Here is a 19,691-nt window from a genome sequence, read left to right as displayed (position 1 = left end):
GTCGAAGCCTCGATTGTTATGATGCATAATTGAATACCTAATCGACTCTAAGACCATTAATTTAGAGATTCCATTGAATTATTTTTGATGCATGATGCGTGCGTTAGATGCCCCGGCCACCCACCATCACCCGCGATCGCCTGGTGCCGCTGATCCGCTCGCGCGGACCGGTGTCGGCCACCGAGCTGGCGGCCTTGCTGGGGGTCAACCGCACCACCATCGGGCGGGCGTTGAGGGACTTCGGGGATGAACTGGTCACCCTCGGGGCGACTCGCAGCACCCGCTACCTGCTTCGGCGGTCGGTCCGGGGCATCGGCAACCGCTGGCCAATCCACCGCATCGATGAAACGGGGCGGGCCTCCGAGTGGGCGGAACTGGAGGCCCTGCACGATCGCGCCTGGCGGTTGAGCTGGGCCGGGACCCCGCCGGCATGGGCCGGGTATTTCGGCGATGAACACGGGCGTCTGAACGGCCTGCCCTTTTTCCTCCAGGACGTGCGGCCGCAGGGATTCCTCGGCCGCATCATCGCGCGGCAGTTGTCCGACCGGTTGGGGGTCCCCGAGGATCCGCGGCGGTGGGGCGACGAGGATGCGCTGGTTTACCTCCACGCCGAAGGCCGCGACCTTCCCGGCGATCTGGTCGTCGGCGACCGCTGCCTACGTGAGGCCCTGGCGATCACCGCGGGTAGCCGGGAAGTGCGGCTCGTTCCGATGGAGTCGCCCGAGGCCGCCTATGCCGAGGAAGCCCGGACGATCGCGGAAACGGCGCCGGGGTCCTCCGCCGGGGGCGAGCAGCCGAAGTTCATCGCCAGGTTGGTCGATGGCACGGGCGCGATCCGTCAGGCCATCGTGAAGTTCTCACCGCCCGTGGATCAACCGGTCGGCGAGCGCTGGGCGGACCTGCTGCTCTGCGAGTTCCATGCCCATGAGGTGCTTTCCACGGCCGGCTTGGCGGAGTCGGGTGCCCGGATCATCGATGCGGCGGGACGGCGGTTTCTCGAAGTCCCGCGATTCGATCGAACCGGTGCCGGCGGACGTCGCGGCGTGGTGTCGATGGAGTCGCTCGCGGCGGCGGCGCTCGGGTCGGTTCCGCGCGATTGGCCATCGGGAGGCAGCGATCTTATGAGGGAAGGGTTGGTCCACGCCGACTCGCTTCGAGTCCTTCGCAAGCTCCACGCCTTCGGCGAGTTGATCGGCAACACCGACATGCACGCCGGCAACGTCGCGTTCTTCCTTGGCGACACCCTGCCGCTTGAGCCGACCCCGGCCTACGACATGCTTCCCATGCTCTGGGCCCCGGGGGTGCAGGGCGAGATCGTGGAACGGCGTTTCACGCCCGAGCCTCCCGTGCCGGCGATGACCGGGGTGTGGCGGGAGTCCGCCGCCCTCGCCGCGGAATTCTGGCGGCGGGTCATCGACGACCCCAGGCTCTCGTCTTCGCGTGCCGAGGCCGCCCGACAGGCCGGCGACATCGTCGAACGCCTGCGGCAGCATGTCGGCTGAGGCTGCGGTCGAGGCACGGATGGCCGCGTCGGCGACCCGGTGGCGATTCCGATGCAAGAACGTCGCGGAATGCCACGAATCCCCCTCGTGGCATGGGGCGAGTCGCCCCTCCCGCAGCACCACCATGAAACGCACCGCCGCCTTCCTCGCCTCCGTGCTTCTCGTCGCTCCGGGCGCGGAAGCGAAGCCGCTCAAGGTCTTCATCCTCGCGGGTCAGTCGAACATGGAGGGGCCGGCGAGCGTCGCGACCTTCGACTACATCGGCGATGACCCGGCGACCGCGCCGCTGTTGAAGTCGATGCGGGGCTCCGACGGGAAACCGTCGATCGCCGAGGGTGCGTGGATATCCTACCTCACCGGGGCCAACGACAAGAACTTCGACCTGCATGGCCCGCTCACCGCCGGCTACGGGTCGATGTGGGGATTGGATCCGAGCAAGCCCGGCGACCGGATCGGGCCGGAGTTCACCTTCGGGCTGACCATGGATTCGGCACTCGAGGAACCCGTGCTCATCATCAAGGCGGCGTGGGGCGGCAAGAGCCTGCACACCGATTTCCGCCCGCCGGGCGCGGGGCCCTATGAACTGAGCTCGTTCCAGCGGGAGAACTATCCGAAGCAGGAAGGGCACGGGATTCCGAAGGACTTCGAGCAGTGGAAGGTCGAGAAAGCCAAGGCGACCGGTCACTACTACCGACTGATGATGGACCACGTGAAGAAGGTGCTGGCCGACCCGAAGCAGGTCGTTCCGGACCACGATCCCGCCGACGGATACGAACTGGCGGGCTTCGTCTGGTTCCAGGGCTTCAACGACATGGTCGACGGCCATGTCTATCCGAAGCACGGCCGGCCCGACCGCTTCGACCTCTACTCGGAACTGCTCGCCCAATTCATCCGCGACGTCCGCAAGGAGCTGACGGCTCCCAAGATGCCCTTCGTGATCGGCGTGATGGGGGTCGGCGGGCGCAAGGACCAGTCGCCGGACATGGTGGCCTTCCGGAAGGCGATGGCGGCCCCGGCGGACATGCCCGAATTTAGGGGCAACGTGGCAGCCGTGGAAACGGCGCCGTTCTGGTGCGACGAACTCGGCGCGATCGAGGAGAAGCGCGGCAAGGTCGGCCAGATGCGCTATTTCCTCGACTCGCAGCACAAGGACCACCCGAACGCCGACGGCCACATGACCCAGGAGCAGAAGAACGAATACCTGAAGAAGTTCGAGGCCGAACTCATCAGTCCCGCCGAAGTCGCCTTGTGGGAGCGCGGTGCCTCGAATGCCGGCTATCACTACCTCGGCTGCGCCAAGACCTTCGCCGTGATGGGCAAGGCCTTCGCCGACGCCAATCTCGCCCTGCTGAAGCAGAGGCAGGCACCGTGATTTCCACCAGCAAACCGCTCCATCGATGAAAACCGTCCCATCCTTCGCCCTCGTCACCCTGCTGACCGGTCTCGCCTGCGTCCACGCGGCTCCTGAATCCGCCGAGTCCTTCTACACCGGCGAGAAGATCTATCAGTCGCGTCCGCATCCCGACCGCGACACTCCGTTCAACGGGATCGGCGCGACCGGCATCATGGCGCGGGTCCACCCGGGGGTCGTCGTCAAGGTCGAGCGGACGCTTCCCGGCTCGCCGGCCGAGGGCAAGCTCCACAAGGGGGAGATCCTCACCGGGATCAACGGCGTGTCGCTGAAGGGGCTGAACCCGTTTGTCGCCTTCGGCAACGCCCTCACCCAGGCCGAGGCCACCGATGGCCGGATGGTCTTTGACGTCACGTCCGCGGACGGCAAGGCGGCGCGCAAGGAAATCGTCTTGATCCCGGTGCTGGGGACCTACGGCAAGAACTGGCCGCTGGACTGCGCGAAGTCGAAGAAGGTCATCGAGAACGCCGCCCGCTTCTATGCCGACCCGGCGAAGTTCAATCAGGGCGGCATTCCCGGGGCGCTATCCTGCCTGTTCCTGCTCTCGACCGGCGACGACCAGTATCTGCCGCGGGTGAAGGCCTACTTCGACGCCTTTCCGAAGAATGTGGAGGCCATCGGCGACCACACCTGGAACAACGGCTACAACGGCATCGCCTGCGGTGAATACTATCTCCGCACCGGCGATGCGTCGGTGCTGCCGATCCTGCAGCACTACTGCGACGATGCGAAGAGGCGGCAGAAGTTCGGCCGCGGATGGACGCACTGGAGCAACGACATCAATCCCGGGTATGTCGCCGGCGGCCTGATGAATCCGGCCGGCGCCCAGGTGCTCACGACCCTGCTGCTGGGCAAGGAGTGCGGGGTGAAGGTCGATGATGAAACCTTGCTCGGGGCGCTGCGGTTCTTCTACCGCTTCGCCGGTCACGGGACGGTCGCCTACGGCGATCACCGTGGCGAGGGAGGGCTGGGATCGAACGGCAAGGACGGCATGATCGCCGCCGCCATGCAGATCGCCGCGGGCTCCAGCGGCGATGTCACCATCTATCAGAAGGCTCGCGGGTATCTGGCCATGTCGATGATCGACAGCTACCCGCTGCTGGTGATGGGCCATGGCGACGACGGCCGCGGCGACGGCATCTGGCGCGGCATCACCACTGCCTATCTGATGGACGAGAAGCCGGCCCTTTTCCGCGAGGCGATGGACCGGTTGACGTGGTGGCACGACCTGAGCCACGAGCCCGGTGGCAGCATCGGCATCGGCACGCTGGCATGGGGCAACGGCGAGATCGGATCGTCCGGGCCCGGCATGGGACTCTCCTACACCGCACCGCTGAAAACCCTGCGCATCACCGGGACGCCGCGGACGAAATACTCGAAGGATTACGAGCTACCCGCAAACCCGTGGGGCACCCAGGCCGACCGGGCCTTCCTCTCGATCGAACACAACCCGAAGTATCTCGAGTACGGTCCGGAAGAACCCGCGCACGTGCCATTTTACACCCTCGGCGGCGCCTATCACCAACCGGCGAAAGATCTCAACTCGCTGCCGCGCGAAGTGCTGCTGAAGAACGTCTATCACCGGAACTACATGGTCCGCGCGCAGGCCGGGAAGGCGCTGCGGACGGTGGGTGCCTTCGATGAGCTGGAGAAGCTGCTGCGCGACCCGGACCCGCGGGTGCGGCGGGCGGCGCTCGATGGATTGATCGACTACAACTACTGGTTCGGCATCGGTCGCAACCCGGTCCCGACCGACAAGCTCACGACCGCGATGCTCGAAAGCATCACCGGGATGATTTCGGATCCGAAGGAAGCGTGGTATGTCGTCGATGGCGCGCTGATGGCCCTCAAGTTCGCGGCGGCGGCGGACATTCAGGAGCGTCTGCCGCTGATCAAGCCCTGGACCGGGCATGAGGACTGGTGGCTGCGCGAGTCGGCCTTCATGGCGCTTTCGGGACTCGAAAAGGACGAGGCCCTCTATCAGGAAATCCTGCCTACCTTGTTGGATGTCGCGACCCGCGAGTACCACACCCAGCCCCGCGAGCGGATGATGAACCATCTCGAAGGCATGCTGAGGCGCAAGAAGCCCGACAGCCCCATCGGAAAGCGGATCGTGGAAGGGCTGGAGGTGGCCATCGCCACCAGCGAGATCAAGAGCGGTCCGCGATCTTCGGAGGGAGCGTTCAATGTCTTCCAGGCCGCCAAGATGTGCCTGCAGACCGATCCCTCAAGTGCCGTGGCGGTCGCGCGGCTGGTGGAGGACCGCATGAGCGATTTCGGCACCGGCGATCTCGTCCAACTCGTCGCCGCGCCGAACGCGAATCCGGAAGGACGTCCCTACGGCCTCTTCTCGACGCTCGAGAAGCTGCCGACCGATCAACGCGAGGAGCTGACCGGCATCCTGTTCGATGTCTATCGTCCGGAACTGATCCGGCGGGGAAGTGTGGAGAGGGGCGACCAGCCGCTGCTGGACACGATCATCGATCTGACCAAGCTGAAGAATCCCGACGCCGGCTGGAAGCGGCTCGGCAAGGTGCCGCCGGCCGAACGCACGTGGCGGTTCGTTTCCTTCGACCCCCTGACCGAAAAGGACCGGCTGCATCCCCGCGAGAAGAAGCGCTTCCGCGACATCGAGCTGCCCGGAGAGCTGAAGGGATGGCAGGAGCCGGCTTACGACGACAGCGGGTGGAGCGAAGGCCGCGCGCCCATCGGCATCGGCCGGTGCGAACAGGGCGGCGTCTCTTTCCCCAACCTATCCGACTGGGGCGAGGGCGAGTTCATCGTGATGCGCACGACCTTCGAGGTCGATGCCCTCGACTTCGACTCCTACCGGCTGAGCATCCTCGCCCGGCAAGGCTTCCGCGTGTTTCTCAACGGGCACGCGATCGACACCTACGGCTGGTGGAAGGACATGCCGCACTATCGCCCCATCGCCCTCGGCCCCGGCCAGATCCGGCACCTGCGGAAGGGAACCAACGTCCTCGCCGCCTACGGCAACGTGGAGTACGACAACCGGACCGGGGAGCCGCGCGGCCAGATGGACCTCTTCATCGAGGGCCTCAGGATGTCGGACCTCGAGTAGCGGCCGACGGCGCTCCTCATTTTCTAACAAGCCGCCTGCACCGGGGCGGGGCGCAGCAGGGAACGCACCGACCGGTAGCGGGCGCCGCCGGCGAGGACACGTTCCAGCGATCCGCGCGTGACCTCGTCGAGCAGGCCGATCAGGGGTTGCTCGACCGATGGGATGGCGAGCACCGCCGGACGCACCGCGCGGTCCCAGCGGCGGAAGTGCCGCCACGCGTCGTCGGGCCGGATCACGCCGCGGCAGCGCCGATGGCCGCAGGCGCAATCCATCTGCCACTCGAGGTTGAAGAGTCCGTACTCGTCGGTGATCTCCTCGCCCTCGGCGATGTCGCGCAGGGCGACCTCGAAGCCCCACGCCGTGCTCATGGTGTTCGGCTCGCAGGAGTGGTTCACGTATTTCGCGGCATCCCAGCTCAGGATGCGGTGGCCTCGCGGGTCGAGGTACGAATAGCGCTCCGCCAGTTCGCGGCTGGAGGGGTCGAGTGCGTCGTACTGCTCGGGGGCGAGCTCGATATCCAGCGGGTCCTGCACGAAGACGAGGGTTCCCCTGGGGATGGGCCGGGAGGCGAAAACGCCGTAGCCGACCAGCGGGTTGACGAGCCGGAGCTCGGTCGATGGGTGGATCATGTGGGGCAGTCATTGCCCGGTGCTTCATCCGTCCCGGCCAAGGGTTTCCATAACCCCCGTTCGCGACCTTGCGGACTCTTCACCGTTGACGCATGCATCTATCCTCCCGCCGCCAGCTGTCAAGACGGCGGATGGGCAGATCATCTGCCGTATTCCCCGTCCACCGGGACGTCGGCGAGGCCGAGGTACTTCTCGATCTGCTGCTCGACGAAGATCGCCTGGTCGGCGGATTCCAGCCCCTTGACCAGGGTCTTGCGCAGGTTGCCCTCGAGCACGACCTCGACCTGATAGGTCTGGCTCGTTCCGTTCTTGCCGCGCTGGACCTTCTCCTTGCAGAAGAGCTGCACGATCCCTTCACGCTTGAGGTCCTGCTTGCCCGACCACGGGATCGGCCCGAGCCGGACCTGGATCCAGTCCTTGCTGACGTAGACCGTCGTCCGGTTCATCAACTTGGCAACCACCCAGTAGGCGAGAAAGACTCCGACGCCGGTGTGCAGCAGCCCGAAGACCGACATGAACCACGCCCCCTGGCTCAGCGCGATGGTGTGCCAGACGATGAGGAAACCGTTCCAGAACACCGCGAAGAACAGAAGCCCGAGCACGGCCGGTGAAAACCAGCGCCACGAAATCGCAAGCGTCTGATTGGCGCGTTCGATCGTGAAGCGCTTGGGGAGCTCCACTTCCGGCCGGGCGATCGGCTGCGGCGACGTGACCGACTCCGGCAGCGCAAACAGGGCGTTGCAATGCTTGCAGCGCGCGACGGCCAGACGTGCCGAGATATCCTCCGGCGCGAGCTGGGAACCGCAGTTGCGGCACTTGAGTTCGATGAGCTGGTCCATCGAGTGCGGTCAGCATCGGTATTCCGCGCCGACGATCCAGCGTATTTCCGAAGAACGTTCGGCAAGATGCCGAACGCAGCCGGCGGGACGCCGGCGCTCCCCTAGAGAATCGCCATGAATTGGAGCGGCTCGAGGATGAGCTTCTCGGTGGCGATGATGGACTGACCGGCGACGAGGTCGGTGAAGGTCTTGCGCAGGCCGAGTTGGCGCAGGCGCGTGGCGGAGACCTCCTCGGCGTGGTCGTTGAAATTGGCGAGGCACAGGATGCTCTGGTCGCCGTGGACCCGGAAATAGCCGAACACGTGATGGTTCCCGACATCGACGAACTCGGTGCGGGTCTCGTGGAAGGCCTGGTTGTTTTTCCGGATCTGCGACAGCTTCAGCATGCCGTTGAAGAGCTTGCCCTCGACGGATTCAGGTTCCTTGCGCAACTCCGCCTTTTCCCAGTCGAAGGGCGGCCGGTGCATCCAGCGGTCGTCGCCCGCCTTCTCGGGATCGTTCTCGAAGTCGTAGTCGTTGATCAACCCGATCTCGTCGCCCAGATAGATCAGCGGGATGCCGCCCATGGTGAAGATGATCCCGTAGAGCAGCAGGATGCGCCGGATCGCGTTCTCCGTCTGATCCCCGTCCCCCTCGTAGAGCGCCTTCTCCAGCCCGCAGAGCGAGGCCGTGGTGCCGCAGATCCGCGCATCACCGGTCACCGGGTTGTGCTGGAAAAGCCGGCCGCGAGCGAAGCTGGCGGGGTGCTCGCCGGTGAAGAAGCGGTTGAGGAACCAGCGGTGGTCGTGCGGCTGCATGCCGATCTCCCACATGTCCCGGTCCTCGAAGCCCCAGCCGATGTCGTCGTGGCAGCGGATGTAGTTCACCCACGAGCACCCGTCCGGCAGATCGAAGCGCTTCGGCAGCGAGTGCAGCATCAGCGAGGCGTCGCGCGAGGCGATCGAGTTCCACAGCTGCACCATCAGCGGCGGGTTGTAGGAAAGGTGGCACTCCTCCTCGGAGACGTACTTCTTGATCTCGTCCGGCGCGACGATGGCCTCGGACTTGAAGATCAATGCCGGTGCGGCGATGCGGGCCACCGCATTGAAGGCCTGGATGAGCATGTGCGTCTGCTCAAGGTTCTCGCAGTTCGTTCCCTTTTCCTTCCACAGGAATGGCACCGCGTCCATCCGCAGCATCTCGACGCCGGCGTTGGCCAGCGAGAGCATCTCGCCGGCCATGGCGTTGAAGACGTCGGGGTTGCGGTAGTTGAGGTCCCACTGGAAGTTGTTGAAGGTCGTCCACACCCACTTCCCGATCGAGGTGCGGTAGGTGAAGGACCCGGGGTGGGCGTCGGGAAAGATGGGCCGCAGCGTGCGCTCGAACTGGTCGGGCTCGGTGCGATCCGGGTAGAGCCAGTAGTATTTCTCGAACTCCTCCTCGCCGGCGCGGGCCCGCTTCGCCCACTCGTGCTCGTCGGAGGTGTGGTTGAAGACGAAGTCGAGGACCAGGCTGATCCCCTGATGCCGGAGCTCGGAGGCGAGATCGGCCAGCTCCTCCATCGTGCCGAGCGCCGGATCGACCTCGCGGTAGCTGCTGATCGCGTAGCCGCCGTCGTCGTCGCCGTCCGGACTGCGGAAAAGCGGCATCAGGTGCAGGTAGCTCACGCCGAGTTCGTTGAGGTAGTCGATCTTGCCGCGCAGCCCTTCCAGGTCGCCGGCGAACAGGTCGACGTAGGCCATCGCGCCGACGATGCGGTTCGACTGGTACCAGTGCGGATGCCCTTCGCGGATCGCGTCGAGGCTCTTGAGGTCGGCGTCGCGCTCCAGCCACGCCTCGGCGCAGGTGCGGAGGATCTGCTCGACGTGGTAGAAAAAGTCGTAGCTCGGCCCGTAGACCTGCCAGAGCAGATCGAAGAGCACCGGAAAATGCTGCTCCAGCCGCTCCTCGAAAACCGCCCACTCGGGCCCCTCGATGTCGGCCGGGAAACTCCTGCGCAGCCGGGGAAGCAGGCGCTGGAGTGACAGTCGGCTTTCGTGAATCGTCGGGGGAAGGGTGGTGTCCATCATGTTTCTCGAATCAGTCGGAAGGCGGGTGGAAAGGCAAACTCCGTGCCACGGCGGGCAGGTCAACGGAGAATTCCGGCGCCGGGAACGGGCCGGTCACGCCCATGAAACCACCACCTCCTGCAAGTGGCCGGCCCGGTCCGGGTATTTCAAGCGGCCGTGCTCGACGCCATACTCGTGGACGCATTTCGTGACCTTCACGTCGTAGGCACAGTACTCGGCGATCTTCATCAGGGGTTCGAGATCGCCGGTCTTCTTGTGCTGCTGCCACCACTTCAGGGCGTCGAGACCGTCGGCCGTCTTGCCCTCGCCGCCGAGCGAACCCTTGGCGGCGGAGTCGAGCTTCAGGCGGAAGCCGAGAGTCTCCTGCAGGTCGAGCATCATGTCGAGGTTCACCGTCTGGCTCGGCAGGTCGACGATGGTGTAGGCCTGCAGCACGGGGTAGTCGAACTCGACGTGGTTCCAGCCGACCACGAGATCGGCCTTGAGGAGCTGGTCGATGAGGGCATCGACCTCGTTCTCGCCGTAGATCCGGTATTCACCGTCGCCGGTGCTGTAGGTCACCCCCACCGACATGCCGAGCTTGTCCTTGGCCCGCCCCACATCCGTGAGGCTGCGCTGCGTTTCGAGATCGAAGTAAACGATGTTCTTCCCGGCCACGCGGCGAGACTAAGGGGGGACGCTTCGCACTGAGAAGTGCCAAGTGGCCGACCCCTCGATGGCGGAGCTCCCTGCCCGCCCGCGTCGCGCCTTGACCGTGGCACAGTTGCACAGTTACTTTCCTGCCAGTGAAAAACATCACGCTCAAGATCGACGACGACACCTACCGCCGGGCACGGAGCTTCGCGGCGAAGTCGGGCACCTCGGTCAGCGCCCTGGTTCGGCAATTCCTCGAGCGGCAAATCGAGGACGATGAAAGCCACGACCAGCGGGTGAAGGACCTCGAGGCGCTCTATAGGGCGGCCGACAAGCGTGCCAGGCCGCGCAAGCGGAGCCTCAAGCCGCTGACCCGCGGGGAGATCCACGATGAGCGCCTTCGTTGACACCAACGTGCTGGTTTACGCGGCCGATGAAGTGACGCCACAACCGCGAAAGACCCGCATCGCCCGGGAGATCCTGCTCGGGCGCAACCTCCACCTCTCGGTGCAGGTTCTCAGCGAGTTCATCGCCTCGGCACGACACCCGAAGAAGCTCGACTTCTCGAGTCGGCAGGAAGCGGCCTGGTTGAAGCAGTTCCTGCGGTTTCCGGTCGCCCCCCTCACCGAGAGAACGTTCACCGGCGCCCTGGAGATCCACTCCCGCTTCGGACTCTCCCACTGGGATTCGATGATTCTGGCGTCGGCCCGGGAATCGCGCTGCCCCACGCTCTACTCGGAAGACTTTTCGGACGGCCAGGAATACGACGGTGTGACGGTCGTGAATCCTTTCCGCTGATCACAGGTTCCTGAGCGACCTCGCCGCATCACTGCGGGCGGCGAACCAGGCGGGCAGGAAGGCGGCGCCGGCGCAGAGCAGGAAGGCAAGGACACCGATGAGGGCCACCTCGGTCGGATTCACGTGGGCCGGCAGGACGGTGAAGCCGTTGAACGACGCCGGAAACGGATCGAAGCCGAAGCCCCGCATGAAGCTCTGGATGCCCTCGCGGAACCGGATCACCAGCAGGCCAAGGCCGATCCCGGTCACCGACCCGGCGAAGCCGAGGATGGCACCCTGGTAAACGAAGACCCGCACGATCTGCCCCGGTGCCGCTCCCAGCGCCTTCATCACGCCGATCTCCCGGCGCTTCTGGATGGTCACCGTGAACATCACCGCCGTCATGGAAAAGGCCGACACCAGGATGATGAAGGACAGCGCGAAATACATCATCACCCGCTGCTGCTCGATCAACCGCGAGAAATCCGCCAACTCCTCGATCCAGGTGACCGGATACCAACCCTCGGGCAGGCGCTGCAGCATCAATCCGGCCATCACGCCGGCCTGATAGGGATCGTCGAGCCGCACCGCCACGCCCTGCACCCGGTCGTCCAGGCCGGCCAGGTCCTGGCCGAGATGCAGCGGAACGAAGACATCCGGGGTCAGCGCCATCTGGGACGATTGATAGACGCCGATGATGGTCGCCTCCTTCGGCAGGACGAACTCCTCGATGCCCTTGAGCACGTCGGCATCCATCTCCTTGACGTCGGTGGTGTCGAGCTTCTCCAGAATCCCGAGGAACTCGCCCTGAGCGTCCGGCCCGAGCTTCTGCACCTTCCTCCCGGCATCGTCCTCGGCGGCCGCAAGGATGGTGATCGCCTGGTAAACGATCTCCGCCTCCGGCTCGCGGATGTCGGACTCGAGAATCTGAGCCAGCGGGCTGTAGATCGCGTTCCAATCGTCCGTGGTCAGCTCGGAGCCCTCCGCAGTCGTTTTCCACGACTCGCGCGCCTTTCCGCGGATCGCCTTCAGTTCTTCGGCGAAGCGCTCGCGAACGGGGGGCTTCTTGGTCTTCTCGTAGGCCGCCTCGACCTGCTCGAAGTTGCGCAGGGTCAGCAGCCGGATGGTTTCCCCGACCGCCGCGTTGAAGGACCGAGCGACCTTCGAGGAGATGATCACTCGATCATCGATGCCCATGTCGGAGGAGCTTTCCGGATACGCGTCAAAATCGAGCATCGCCTCGATGCCCGCCACTTCCCGGGGATTGGTCGTGTCGATCGCACGGAACGTCCCCGCCGAACGATACCCGGCGATGTCGATGAGCATGCTGTCCTGCACGAAGGGCCCGGCCTCGGCCACTCCCTCCATGCCAGAAATTTTCCCGGCGATCCCCTGCCAATCGGCCACCGGCTCGCGGAAGCCGCCGTAGGGCGCGTAGTCCAGACGGATGTGCGGAATGAATCCCAGCAGCCGCCCCTTCACCTCGCGCTCGAGGCCGGAATAGACCGACATCACCACGACCAGAACCAAGACCCCGAGCATCACGCCCGACACGGAAATCAGGGCCACCGCCGAGAGCAGCGCGCGCCTCGGATTGAGGTAGCGCCAGGCAAGCATCAGGCTGAACGAACGGCGGGCCATGACCGTGCCTAGCCGCCGACAGCCCGCCGCGCAAGCGATCAGGACTTCAGATCGATGCCCTCGGCGTGGAGCAGGTGCTGCAGCGCGTCCTCCATGGTCCGCCGCACCTGCGCCGTGGTCCGGTGAAGATAGGCGTGGACCAGGGCATCCGAGGGATTCCGGTCCTCGCATTCCTCGCTGTAGGTCTCGAAGGCGACGAGGTTTCTCAGCAGTTCGGCAATGTGCCGGGGGCACTCGCAATCGACCGGGCTGTCGATCTGGGAGAGGCGCGAGAGCTGCGAGGGATCGAACAACCGCTCGGGAATCGTTCCCGGATCGGGGAGATGGCTCCGGCCGGTGAGGGATTCGAGCTGGAAGAGGCACTCCCGACGCAGGCGCGAGGCGTCCCGGGGCCCATGAAGCAACACCAGGTCCGGCTCGCCGCCCCGCACCGCCTCGGCCACGTCGCGGGTGGCAAAGCGATACGCGATGAGCGTCCGCCGCGCCCCGCAGCGTTTCGCCAGCTCCCTCGCATCCTCGAGCGTTTCGATGAAGAGCGTGTCGGTCTCGATGAGCAGCAGGTGCGCGCCGGGAGTGGCAGGGGCGGCGAGCGCCTCGGGGATGGTCGCAAACGGGCAGCTCCACTGGAAACCGAGGGGATCTTCCGTTTCGAGGAGCGCCTCGCCCGACGGACTCACCGCGAGAATTTTCCCCTGTTCGTCCGCATCGACGCCGACCGGACGGCCCGACGCCGCCTCCTCCTCGGCCAGTTGGGTCAAATCCTCGATCGAAAATCCGGCGATGCGACTGATCGAGTGCCCGGCATCGGTGAGCTGCCTGAGCAAGGAGAGTCGCTCCAGGTCCTCGCGAGTGTAGAGCCGACGCCGGGTCTCGGAGCGCCTGGGCTCGACCGCCCCGTAGCGCTTTTCCCACATCCGAATCCGCGCCGCGCTCAGCCCTGTCCGGGAAACCGCCGTGGCGGTCCCGAAGAGTTCTTCTTCGCGGGGTTCTGATCGGCTGTCGCTCATGATGGACCGATGGTCCACGAAACCCGGGATAAAGCAAACAAAAAGCGAACATGGAGAGGATTTGGAGAATATTTTGATTCTTGTTCGCTTTTTGGTTGCCTTGTAATGGTCCTTGTTCTTAGATCGTTCGTGTTCGGCGACCACACGGTGTGGAAACTGTTCTTAAACCTCTCCGCAAACATCATGTCCTACTCCCAATCCAACGAATCGCTCCGGACTTACTTCAAGGATATCGCCAAGACGCCGCTTCTCACCCCCGAGGAAGAGGTGAAACTCGCCAACAAGGTGATGCAGGGCGACGAGAAGGCCCGGGATCACATGATCCGCGCCAACCTCCGCCTCGTGGTCAAGATCGCCCAAGACTACAACGGCTACGGCCTCCCGCTCGCCGACCTGATTTCCGAAGGGAACATCGGCCTGACCAAGGCGGTCGAGCGGTTCGACCCGGAAAAAGGCGCCAAGCTCAGCAGCTACGCCGCGTGGTGGATCAAGCAGTCGATCAAGCGGGCGCTCGCCAACCAAGGAAAGACCGTCCGCCTGCCGGTGCACATGGTGCAGAAGATCTCGCACATGCGCAGCATCTCGCGGCGGATGACCGAGGAAATCGGCCGCGAGCCGACCCGCGCCGAATTGTCCGAAGAAACGGGCATCCCCGAGCGCAAGTTGGCCGCCCTCCAGCAGGCCGCCCAGAAGATCACCTCGCTCGACGCTCCCCTGGCCGATGGTGAAGGCACGACCTATGGAGAGGTGATCGGCGACGAAAACGCGGTGAACCCGCACGAAGCACTGAGCTGGACCAACTCGGCCGAGCAGCTCGAGGATCTGCTCGCCACGCTGGATCCGCGGGAGACCAAGATCATCCACGCCCGCTTCGGCCTGAACGGGAAAAAGCCGATGAATCTCGAGGAGATCGGTCGCGACTTCGGACTCACCCGCGAGCGCATCCGCCAGCTTCAGAACAAGGCGCTCGACAAGATGCGGCGTGCCCTTCGCCGGAAGGACAATCCCCTCCCGGATCCGGTCCACGGCATGCTCTGATTGCGGGTCCTTCCTTCGAAAGGCTTCAGCGACTCCACCCACCCTCCGGATCCTGCCCGCCTCGGGCTCGACCGGAGGGTTTTGCTTGTCGCAGGGCTCAATCGACCTCGAGGCAGATGGCCTTGAGGTAGGAAGCCTCCGGAAAGGTCGCTGGATGATCGGCCGCATGCCCGCTGGTCCAAAGTTCACGAAATCCGCGGCCCGAGCGGGCGGCCTCGCCGCGGACCAGGGTGAAAAACGGGTCGGTCGGAATGTGCGCGGAGCACGAGGCGGAGACCAGTCGACCCCCGGGGGCCAGCCTGGCGAGGGCCGCGGCATTGAGCCGGCGGTAGGCGCTCAGTGCGCCGTCCCGGTCGCGATCACGCTTGGCGAGCGAGGGAGGATCGCAAACGACGAGATCGAAGACGTCTCGGGATTGCTCAAGCCATTCAAAGACGTCGGCCTTCACCCCATCGTGCGGGACACCACCCAGTTCGGGGTTCAAGGCCAGGTTGCGACGAGCGCTGGCAAGGGCGTGGGCACTGATATCGACATCGACGATCCGGCGCGCTCCGCCCCGCGCCGCATAGGCCGAGAAGCCACCGGAGAAGCTGAACAGATTCAGCACTTTCCGCCCCGCGGCCAGCGCCTCGACCCGCGAGCGGTTGTCGCGCTGGTCGAGGAAAAAGCCGGTCTTCTGCCCGCGCAGTACTTCGGCCTCGAAGCGCAGCCCGTTTTCCCGGAACACCACCATCTCCTCACCCTCCGCTCCCCGGAAACCCTCCTTCAGGCCGGCTGCCCCGGCGGCTTCGCGAAGATTCCGGCTGAAGCGCAGGACGAGGTGCTCCGGCTCGAAAACTTCGCGCAGCACGCCCTCGATCTCGGCCCAGCGCCCAAGCCAGACGGCCGAATAGAGCTTCACCACCAGGGTGTCGGCGTAGCGGTCGGCCACCAAGCCGGGGAAGCCGTCGCTCTCGCCGTTCACGCAGCGTGCTCCCGTCGTTTCCCCGGAGGAAAAGACCGGCTCGCGCAAGGCGGCGGCTTCGCGGGCGCGCCCGAGCCACCATGCCCGGTCGATCGTCGCCGGTTCGCCGGCACAGACGACCCGCACGCGGATCGGTGAATCCGGATCGTACCATCCCGCCGCCAGGAACCGGTCGCGGCGGTCATAGAGCACCACAAGTTCGCCGGCATCGCCCTCCCGGTTCTGCGACTTGATGCTTTCGGCGAAAATCCAGGGATGCCCCCGGCGTACGGCCGCCTCGGCCCGCGGCAGCAATCGCATCCTCAGCCGCGCCATCGTCCTACTCGCCGCGCTGCCGGAAGACGTAAACGCCCCGCTTGTTCGCAATTGCGACGTCCGGGCGCTGGTCGCCATTCACATCGCGCACCGCAAACTGCGTGCCCACCCCGGAGTCCCGGTCGATCAGGCGCGGCTCATACGACGCTCCGCCTTTCCCGTCGCGGGAAAGCTTGAACCAGTAGAGCACCGGCGTGCCGTCCGGATCGACATCCCCGTTGGGCCCGTGGGCCCAGAAACGCTTGCCGGTCACGATGTCGGTGAGCCCGTCGCCGTCCATGTCGGCCATCTCGACCGCATGCGGCTGGGTGAAAACCACCCCGCCCGCACTGGCCTCCGGGGTCTTGCCCATGATCTCGTGGCGGCGGAACGTCCCATCCTCCCCCTGCTCGTGCCAGGCCAGTCCGTGGCCGTGCGCCTCGAGCGCGGTGACGACATCGTTCCGACCGTCGCCATTCACGTCGTCGACATGGATCTGCGCCGCCTGCGGCGCGAAGTCGGCGGCATGAAACTTCCACTCCGGATCGCCCTTCAAGGACTCGGGTTGCTGCCACCATCCGTGATTCATCAACAGGTCGATCCGGCCGTCGCCATTCACGTCCCCCGCACCGAGCCCGTGATGGAAGCGGCCCCATTTCTGCGGCTTCGGATCCGGATGCGGGGCCGATACCGGATGGAAACGCCACGGGGCCGTCGCATTCGCCGGATCCGGCGCGGCATACCCCAGGCAGGCACCCCCCTTCTCCTTCAGTTCGGTGTGAAAGACCAATTCCCTGCGGCCGTCACCGGTCACGTCGACGAACAGCGGCGACTCGTTGTCCACCGCCGGATAAGCGACATGTCGCTTCCAGTCACCCTCTTCGTTGCGGGGGTTGGCGTACCAAAAGGCTTCCTTGCCGGGAAAGCTGACCACCAGCACGTCGTCCCAGCCGTCGCCGTTGAAGTCGTCGCACCAGAGCTGGAAGCAATCCGAGTAGCCGTTGCGGCCCGACCACGCACCGGGAAAGCCGGCCACCGTGACCATCTCGCCCTCCGGGTTCTTCGCCCGATGGGGGGCTTCCGCTGAGGGCGACTTCCGCTCCGACGGCCCGTAGCTGTGACGCTGCTCGAAATCGGGCCCGGCCCACCAGTGCGGACCCGCCACCACGTCGGCTTCGCCGTCGTGGTTCAGATCGCCGAAGTCCACGCCTTCCGACCAGAATTCCCGTGTCAGCTCGAACCTCTCGAAAGCGGCGGCCTTCCCGTCTCCCGCTTCCTGCTTCAGGGCGTGGGCCGTCACCACCATCGCCAGCAGCATCGGCGGCATCCATCTCATCCAAGTCATCACCCCTTCAAACTGACGCTCCGCGGGGCCGGGCGGAAGCCTGATCTTGCCGAACAAAGCCGTGGCGGATCGCCGCAAGTCCGCCTAGGTTTCCCGAAATTCCCTGATGCCCCGCCTCCCGCCCACCACTCTGTCGCTGTTCTTGCTGACCCTGGCCTCGGCGGACGCCATTGTTTTCCGCAGCTACGACGCGACCCGGCACAAGCGGTTTGATCCGTTTCCGACCAATCCGCAGATCAATCCGAATCAGATCTTCGCCAATCTCGACCTCACAGGGATCGGCATGAATGCAATCTCAGCCGACATTCAGTGCGCCTTGGTGTCTCGTCAGCACGTGTTATTCGCCACTCACTTCACTCCTGGTGGTTTGGGACCCGGCGGAGCGGTCCGCTTCGTCGACAGCGGCGGCACCTACCATATCAGAAACATCACCTCGCAGGTGGTCATCCAGGACGGCGGCCAGAACTCCGACCTATCGGTGCTGAAGCTCACCTCACCGATCGATGCAGGCTCCGGGGTCGAACCCTTGGCCTACCTTGATCTGCCAAGTCCAGGCGACTACGAGACGCTCGTAATAGGTGTGGCCGGCAAACGCGATGAGGGAGGCGGCAACAAGTTCCCGGTGATTGGCAAGGGTGTCATTGCAGACGTGGAAACCAGTTCAAGGACCGAGAACTACGGCGGTAACACCGGTTTCCTGACCACCCGCTACATGCATTTCGATTACGTGCGCACCGGCGGTGGCCTCGACCCCGATGATGTTCACTTTGAGGGTGGCGACTCCGGCAGTCCGACTTTCGTAGATCACAACGGTAGAGCGGCGCTCGTAGGAGTTCACAGTTACGTCACCGGCTACTTTGCGGACCCACAACCGCCCCCAAGCGAACCTTACGAAAACTACGACGTCTTCATTCCCCACTACATCACCGCGCTCGACGCCGTCCTCGCCACCGACGGCTACCGGATGCGGCCGGCGAACGCACCGATGACCACCCTCGGCGACGCCTCCGCCACCGCTCAGACGACCCCGCGCCGGGCCCTGCCGCTCGACTTCTCCTACACGCTCACCAACACCGGTGCCAACGAGACCGGCAATCTCGAAGTCGAATTCCATTTCGACCCGGCCGAGGCCCCGGACTCCCTGACCCCGCCTGCCGGCTGGGTCACCTATGGCGGCGCGCCATCGTGGACCTTCCGCCGGGCCCTGCTCGCCGCAGCCGCCGGCGGAACCTTCACCGCCACCTGGACCGCCGCCCCCTCCGTTGCGACCATCGACCCCGGCATCATGCGCCGCAGCGACACCACGACCGAAGCCTCTCCGGGATTCACCATCGCGCTCGCCCCGTCCTTCGCCGACTGGGCCTCCGGACTTTCCGAGCCCGCCGAGAGCGACGATCCCGACAAGGACCAGCTCATCAACCTCCTGGAGTACGCCTTCGGCGGCGACCCGGAGAACGGACACCTTGTCTTCGCCGACGGCGGGCCGCTCACTCCCGCTCTCAGCGTCGGCGGTGGCACCGTGACGCTCTCCTTCCCCGAGCGCGACGACAAGGTGCTACGAGGGTTGTCGTACATCCCGGAGTTTTCGTCGACCCTCGGCGGCTGGGTCACCACGACCCCGCCCGGGTTTTCGTCGACCACCGAGGCCTACGCACCGGCGGTGCCCGGATTTGTGAAACGGGTCCTCACCTGGACCGCGGCCCCGGACGCCGGCTTTGCGCGGATCCGGGTCGAACTGAACGAATGACGCCGGGCTCGCCCATCTACGCGGCGGCGGTCGCCGCGGGAATCCTGATCGGCGCGCTCGGTTGGTGGCGGATGTCGCGCAACGACCCGCGGCTTCCGGTCATCTACTTCTGCGGGCTGATCGGGGCCTTTCTCGGGGCCAAGCTCGCCTTTCTTGCCGCCGAGGGGTGGCTCCACGCCGGCGACCCGGACCGCTGGACGATCTGGCTGTCGGGCAAATCCGTGATGGGGGCGCTGCCCGGCGGTTGGGCGGCGGTCGAAGCGGCCAAGCACTTCACCGGATACGATCAGGTCACCGGCGACCGCTTCGCGCTCCTGCTGCCAATCCCGCTCGTTCTCGGCCGTCTTGGCTGCCTGCACGCCGGATGCTGCCTCGGCATCCCCCTCGACTGCTGCCGTTGGCCCGCCGTGCCGGTCGAGATCGGCTTCCAACTCGTCGTGTTCGCAGGCCTGCTGGCCCTCCGCTGGCGCCAGATCCTCCCAGGCCAGCACTTCCACCTCTACCTGATCGCCTACGGCTTGTTCCGCTTCAGCCACGAGTTCCTTCGCGCCACCCCCAAGCCCTTCGCCGGGTTGTCCGGCTACCAACTGCTGGCCCTCGGCACGGCGGGAGCCGCAATTCTTGCCTTTGTCCGGAGGGCGAATGACGCGTCGGGGGAGGGAAAAAATTCGCCGGATTCCGGGGGTTGCGAAACTCCCGGATCACGGCAAGTGTAGCGCCGACCAACCAATAAG

16 protein-coding genes are annotated in these 19,691 nt (G+C 65.3%); 8 read left to right on the top strand and 8 right to left on the bottom strand.

Annotation, left to right across the window (positions count from 1 at the left end; genetic code table 11):
* Positions 1 to 107: 107 nt before the first annotated feature.
* The 3 genes from yjjJ (at position 108) to ACG2LG_RS05030 (ending at position 5,995) form a co-directional block, all read left to right on the top strand.
* Positions 108 to 1,502 (top strand): type II toxin-antitoxin system HipA family toxin YjjJ, encoded by a 1,395-nt coding sequence (yjjJ, locus tag ACG2LG_RS05040; protein ID WP_396256904.1) that lies wholly within the window; start codon positions 108 to 110, stop codon positions 1,500 to 1,502.
* 124 nt (positions 1,503 to 1,626) lie between these two features.
* Positions 1,627 to 2,874 (top strand): sialate O-acetylesterase, encoded by a 1,248-nt coding sequence (locus ACG2LG_RS05035; protein ID WP_396256902.1) that lies wholly within the window; start codon positions 1,627 to 1,629, stop codon positions 2,872 to 2,874.
* A gap of 25 nt (positions 2,875 to 2,899) precedes the next feature.
* Complete coding sequence (locus ACG2LG_RS05030; protein ID WP_396256901.1) at positions 2,900 to 5,995, top strand: DUF6288 domain-containing protein; 3,096 nt, start codon at positions 2,900 to 2,902, stop codon at positions 5,993 to 5,995.
* Positions 5,996 to 6,018: 23 nt separating this feature from the next.
* On the opposite strand, the gene ACG2LG_RS05025 is transcribed toward ACG2LG_RS05030, so the two are convergent.
* From ACG2LG_RS05025 to ACG2LG_RS05010, 4 genes are all read right to left on the bottom strand, one after another.
* Positions 6,019 to 6,624 (bottom strand): SET domain-containing protein, encoded by a 606-nt coding sequence (locus ACG2LG_RS05025; protein WP_396256900.1) that lies wholly within the window; start codon positions 6,622 to 6,624, stop codon positions 6,019 to 6,021.
* 140 nt (positions 6,625 to 6,764) lie between these two features.
* The gene (locus tag ACG2LG_RS05020) at positions 6,765 to 7,463 is read right to left on the bottom strand and encodes a hypothetical protein (RefSeq protein WP_396256898.1); all 699 of its coding nucleotides are present in this window, start codon (positions 7,461 to 7,463) and stop codon (positions 6,765 to 6,767) included.
* A 101-nt stretch (positions 7,464 to 7,564) separates the two neighbouring features.
* Complete coding sequence (locus ACG2LG_RS05015; protein ID WP_396256896.1) at positions 7,565 to 9,511, bottom strand: amylosucrase; 1,947 nt, start codon at positions 9,509 to 9,511, stop codon at positions 7,565 to 7,567.
* Positions 9,512 to 9,604: 93 nt separating this feature from the next.
* Positions 9,605 to 10,168 (bottom strand): ribonuclease H-like domain-containing protein, encoded by a 564-nt coding sequence (locus tag ACG2LG_RS05010; protein ID WP_396256894.1) that lies wholly within the window; start codon positions 10,166 to 10,168, stop codon positions 9,605 to 9,607.
* 128 nt (positions 10,169 to 10,296) lie between these two features.
* Here ACG2LG_RS05010 and ACG2LG_RS05005 point away from each other — a divergent pair, with 128 nt between their 5' ends.
* Positions 10,297 to 10,551: a DUF6364 family protein gene (locus ACG2LG_RS05005; RefSeq protein WP_396256892.1), complete on the top strand. Its 255-nt coding sequence runs from the start codon at positions 10,297 to 10,299 to the stop codon at positions 10,549 to 10,551.
* Positions 10,535 to 10,942 (top strand): PIN domain-containing protein, encoded by a 408-nt coding sequence (locus ACG2LG_RS05000; RefSeq protein WP_396256891.1) that lies wholly within the window; start codon positions 10,535 to 10,537, stop codon positions 10,940 to 10,942. The genes ACG2LG_RS05005 and ACG2LG_RS05000 overlap by 17 nt, the downstream gene beginning before the upstream one ends.
* Here ACG2LG_RS05000 and ACG2LG_RS04995 read toward each other — a convergent pair whose 3' ends face one another.
* Positions 10,943 to 12,562 (bottom strand): ABC transporter permease, encoded by a 1,620-nt coding sequence (locus ACG2LG_RS04995; protein ID WP_396256889.1) that lies wholly within the window; start codon positions 12,560 to 12,562, stop codon positions 10,943 to 10,945.
* Between the two features lie 38 nt (positions 12,563 to 12,600).
* Entirely contained in the window at positions 12,601 to 13,569 is a 969-nt protein-coding gene (locus ACG2LG_RS04990) for a MerR family transcriptional regulator (RefSeq protein WP_396256887.1), read from the bottom strand.
* A gap of 183 nt (positions 13,570 to 13,752) precedes the next feature.
* Between ACG2LG_RS04990 and ACG2LG_RS04985 the strand changes: the two genes are divergently transcribed.
* Entirely contained in the window at positions 13,753 to 14,607 is an 855-nt protein-coding gene (locus tag ACG2LG_RS04985; RefSeq protein WP_396256885.1) for an RNA polymerase sigma factor RpoD/SigA, read from the top strand.
* A gap of 97 nt (positions 14,608 to 14,704) precedes the next feature.
* Here ACG2LG_RS04985 and ACG2LG_RS04980 read toward each other — a convergent pair whose 3' ends face one another.
* Together ACG2LG_RS04980 and ACG2LG_RS04975 are read right to left on the bottom strand one after the other, a co-directional pair.
* Positions 14,705 to 15,871 carry a class I SAM-dependent methyltransferase gene (locus ACG2LG_RS04980; protein WP_396256883.1) on the bottom strand — a complete coding sequence of 389 codons (1,167 nt, stop codon included), beginning with the start codon at positions 15,869 to 15,871 and terminating at the stop codon, positions 14,705 to 14,707.
* A gap of 19 nt (positions 15,872 to 15,890) precedes the next feature.
* Positions 15,891 to 17,201: an FG-GAP repeat domain-containing protein gene (locus ACG2LG_RS04975; protein WP_396256881.1), complete on the bottom strand. Its 1,311-nt coding sequence runs from the start codon at positions 17,199 to 17,201 to the stop codon at positions 15,891 to 15,893.
* 115 nt (positions 17,202 to 17,316) lie between these two features.
* On the opposite strand from ACG2LG_RS04975, the gene ACG2LG_RS04970 reads away from it, so the two are divergent.
* Both ACG2LG_RS04970 and ACG2LG_RS04965 read left to right on the top strand, forming a co-directional pair.
* Positions 17,317 to 18,957: a trypsin-like serine peptidase gene (locus ACG2LG_RS04970; protein ID WP_396256880.1), complete on the top strand. Its 1,641-nt coding sequence runs from the start codon at positions 17,317 to 17,319 to the stop codon at positions 18,955 to 18,957.
* Positions 18,954 to 19,673, top strand: coding sequence for a prolipoprotein diacylglyceryl transferase (locus tag ACG2LG_RS04965; protein WP_396256879.1), 720 nt, complete (start codon positions 18,954 to 18,956; stop codon positions 19,671 to 19,673). The genes ACG2LG_RS04970 and ACG2LG_RS04965 overlap by 4 nt, the downstream gene beginning before the upstream one ends.
* The last annotated feature ends 18 nt before the right edge of the window (positions 19,674 to 19,691 follow it).

The sequence above is a fragment of the Haloferula sp. A504 genome (genome assembly GCF_044385805.1).
Lineage (GTDB): Bacteria > Verrucomicrobiota > Verrucomicrobiia > Verrucomicrobiales > Akkermansiaceae > Haloferula.
The sequence above is the reverse complement of the archived record's forward strand: the minus strand, read 5'-3'. Positions and strand labels throughout refer to the sequence as shown.

Excerpts from the sequence above, each read along its gene's own strand:
- yjjJ (WP_396256904.1), top strand. The coding sequence starts at position 108 with ATGCCCCGGCCACCCACCATCACCCGCGATCGCCTGGTGCCGCTGATC.
- ACG2LG_RS05035 (WP_396256902.1), top strand. The coding sequence starts at position 1,627 with ATGAAACGCACCGCCGCCTTCCTCGCCTCCGTGCTTCTCGTCGCTCCG.
- ACG2LG_RS05030 (WP_396256901.1), top strand. The coding sequence starts at position 2,900 with ATGAAAACCGTCCCATCCTTCGCCCTCGTCACCCTGCTGACCGGTCTC.
- ACG2LG_RS05025 (WP_396256900.1), bottom strand. The coding sequence starts at position 6,624 with ATGATCCACCCATCGACCGAGCTCCGGCTCGTCAACCCGCTGGTCGGC.
- ACG2LG_RS05020 (WP_396256898.1), bottom strand. The coding sequence starts at position 7,463 with ATGGACCAGCTCATCGAACTCAAGTGCCGCAACTGCGGTTCCCAGCTC.
- ACG2LG_RS05015 (WP_396256896.1), bottom strand. The coding sequence starts at position 9,511 with ATGATGGACACCACCCTTCCCCCGACGATTCACGAAAGCCGACTGTCA.
- ACG2LG_RS05000 (WP_396256891.1), top strand. The coding sequence starts at position 10,535 with ATGAGCGCCTTCGTTGACACCAACGTGCTGGTTTACGCGGCCGATGAA.
- ACG2LG_RS04995 (WP_396256889.1), bottom strand. The coding sequence starts at position 12,562 with ATGGCCCGCCGTTCGTTCAGCCTGATGCTTGCCTGGCGCTACCTCAAT.
- ACG2LG_RS04990 (WP_396256887.1), bottom strand. The coding sequence starts at position 13,569 with ATGAGCGACAGCCGATCAGAACCCCGCGAAGAAGAACTCTTCGGGACC.
- ACG2LG_RS04985 (WP_396256885.1), top strand. The coding sequence starts at position 13,753 with ATGTCCTACTCCCAATCCAACGAATCGCTCCGGACTTACTTCAAGGAT.
- ACG2LG_RS04980 (WP_396256883.1), bottom strand. The coding sequence starts at position 15,871 with ATGCGATTGCTGCCGCGGGCCGAGGCGGCCGTACGCCGGGGGCATCCC.
- ACG2LG_RS04975 (WP_396256881.1), bottom strand. The coding sequence starts at position 17,201 with ATGAGATGGATGCCGCCGATGCTGCTGGCGATGGTGGTGACGGCCCAC.
- ACG2LG_RS04970 (WP_396256880.1), top strand. The coding sequence starts at position 17,317 with ATGCCCCGCCTCCCGCCCACCACTCTGTCGCTGTTCTTGCTGACCCTG.
- ACG2LG_RS04965 (WP_396256879.1), top strand. The coding sequence starts at position 18,954 with ATGACGCCGGGCTCGCCCATCTACGCGGCGGCGGTCGCCGCGGGAATC.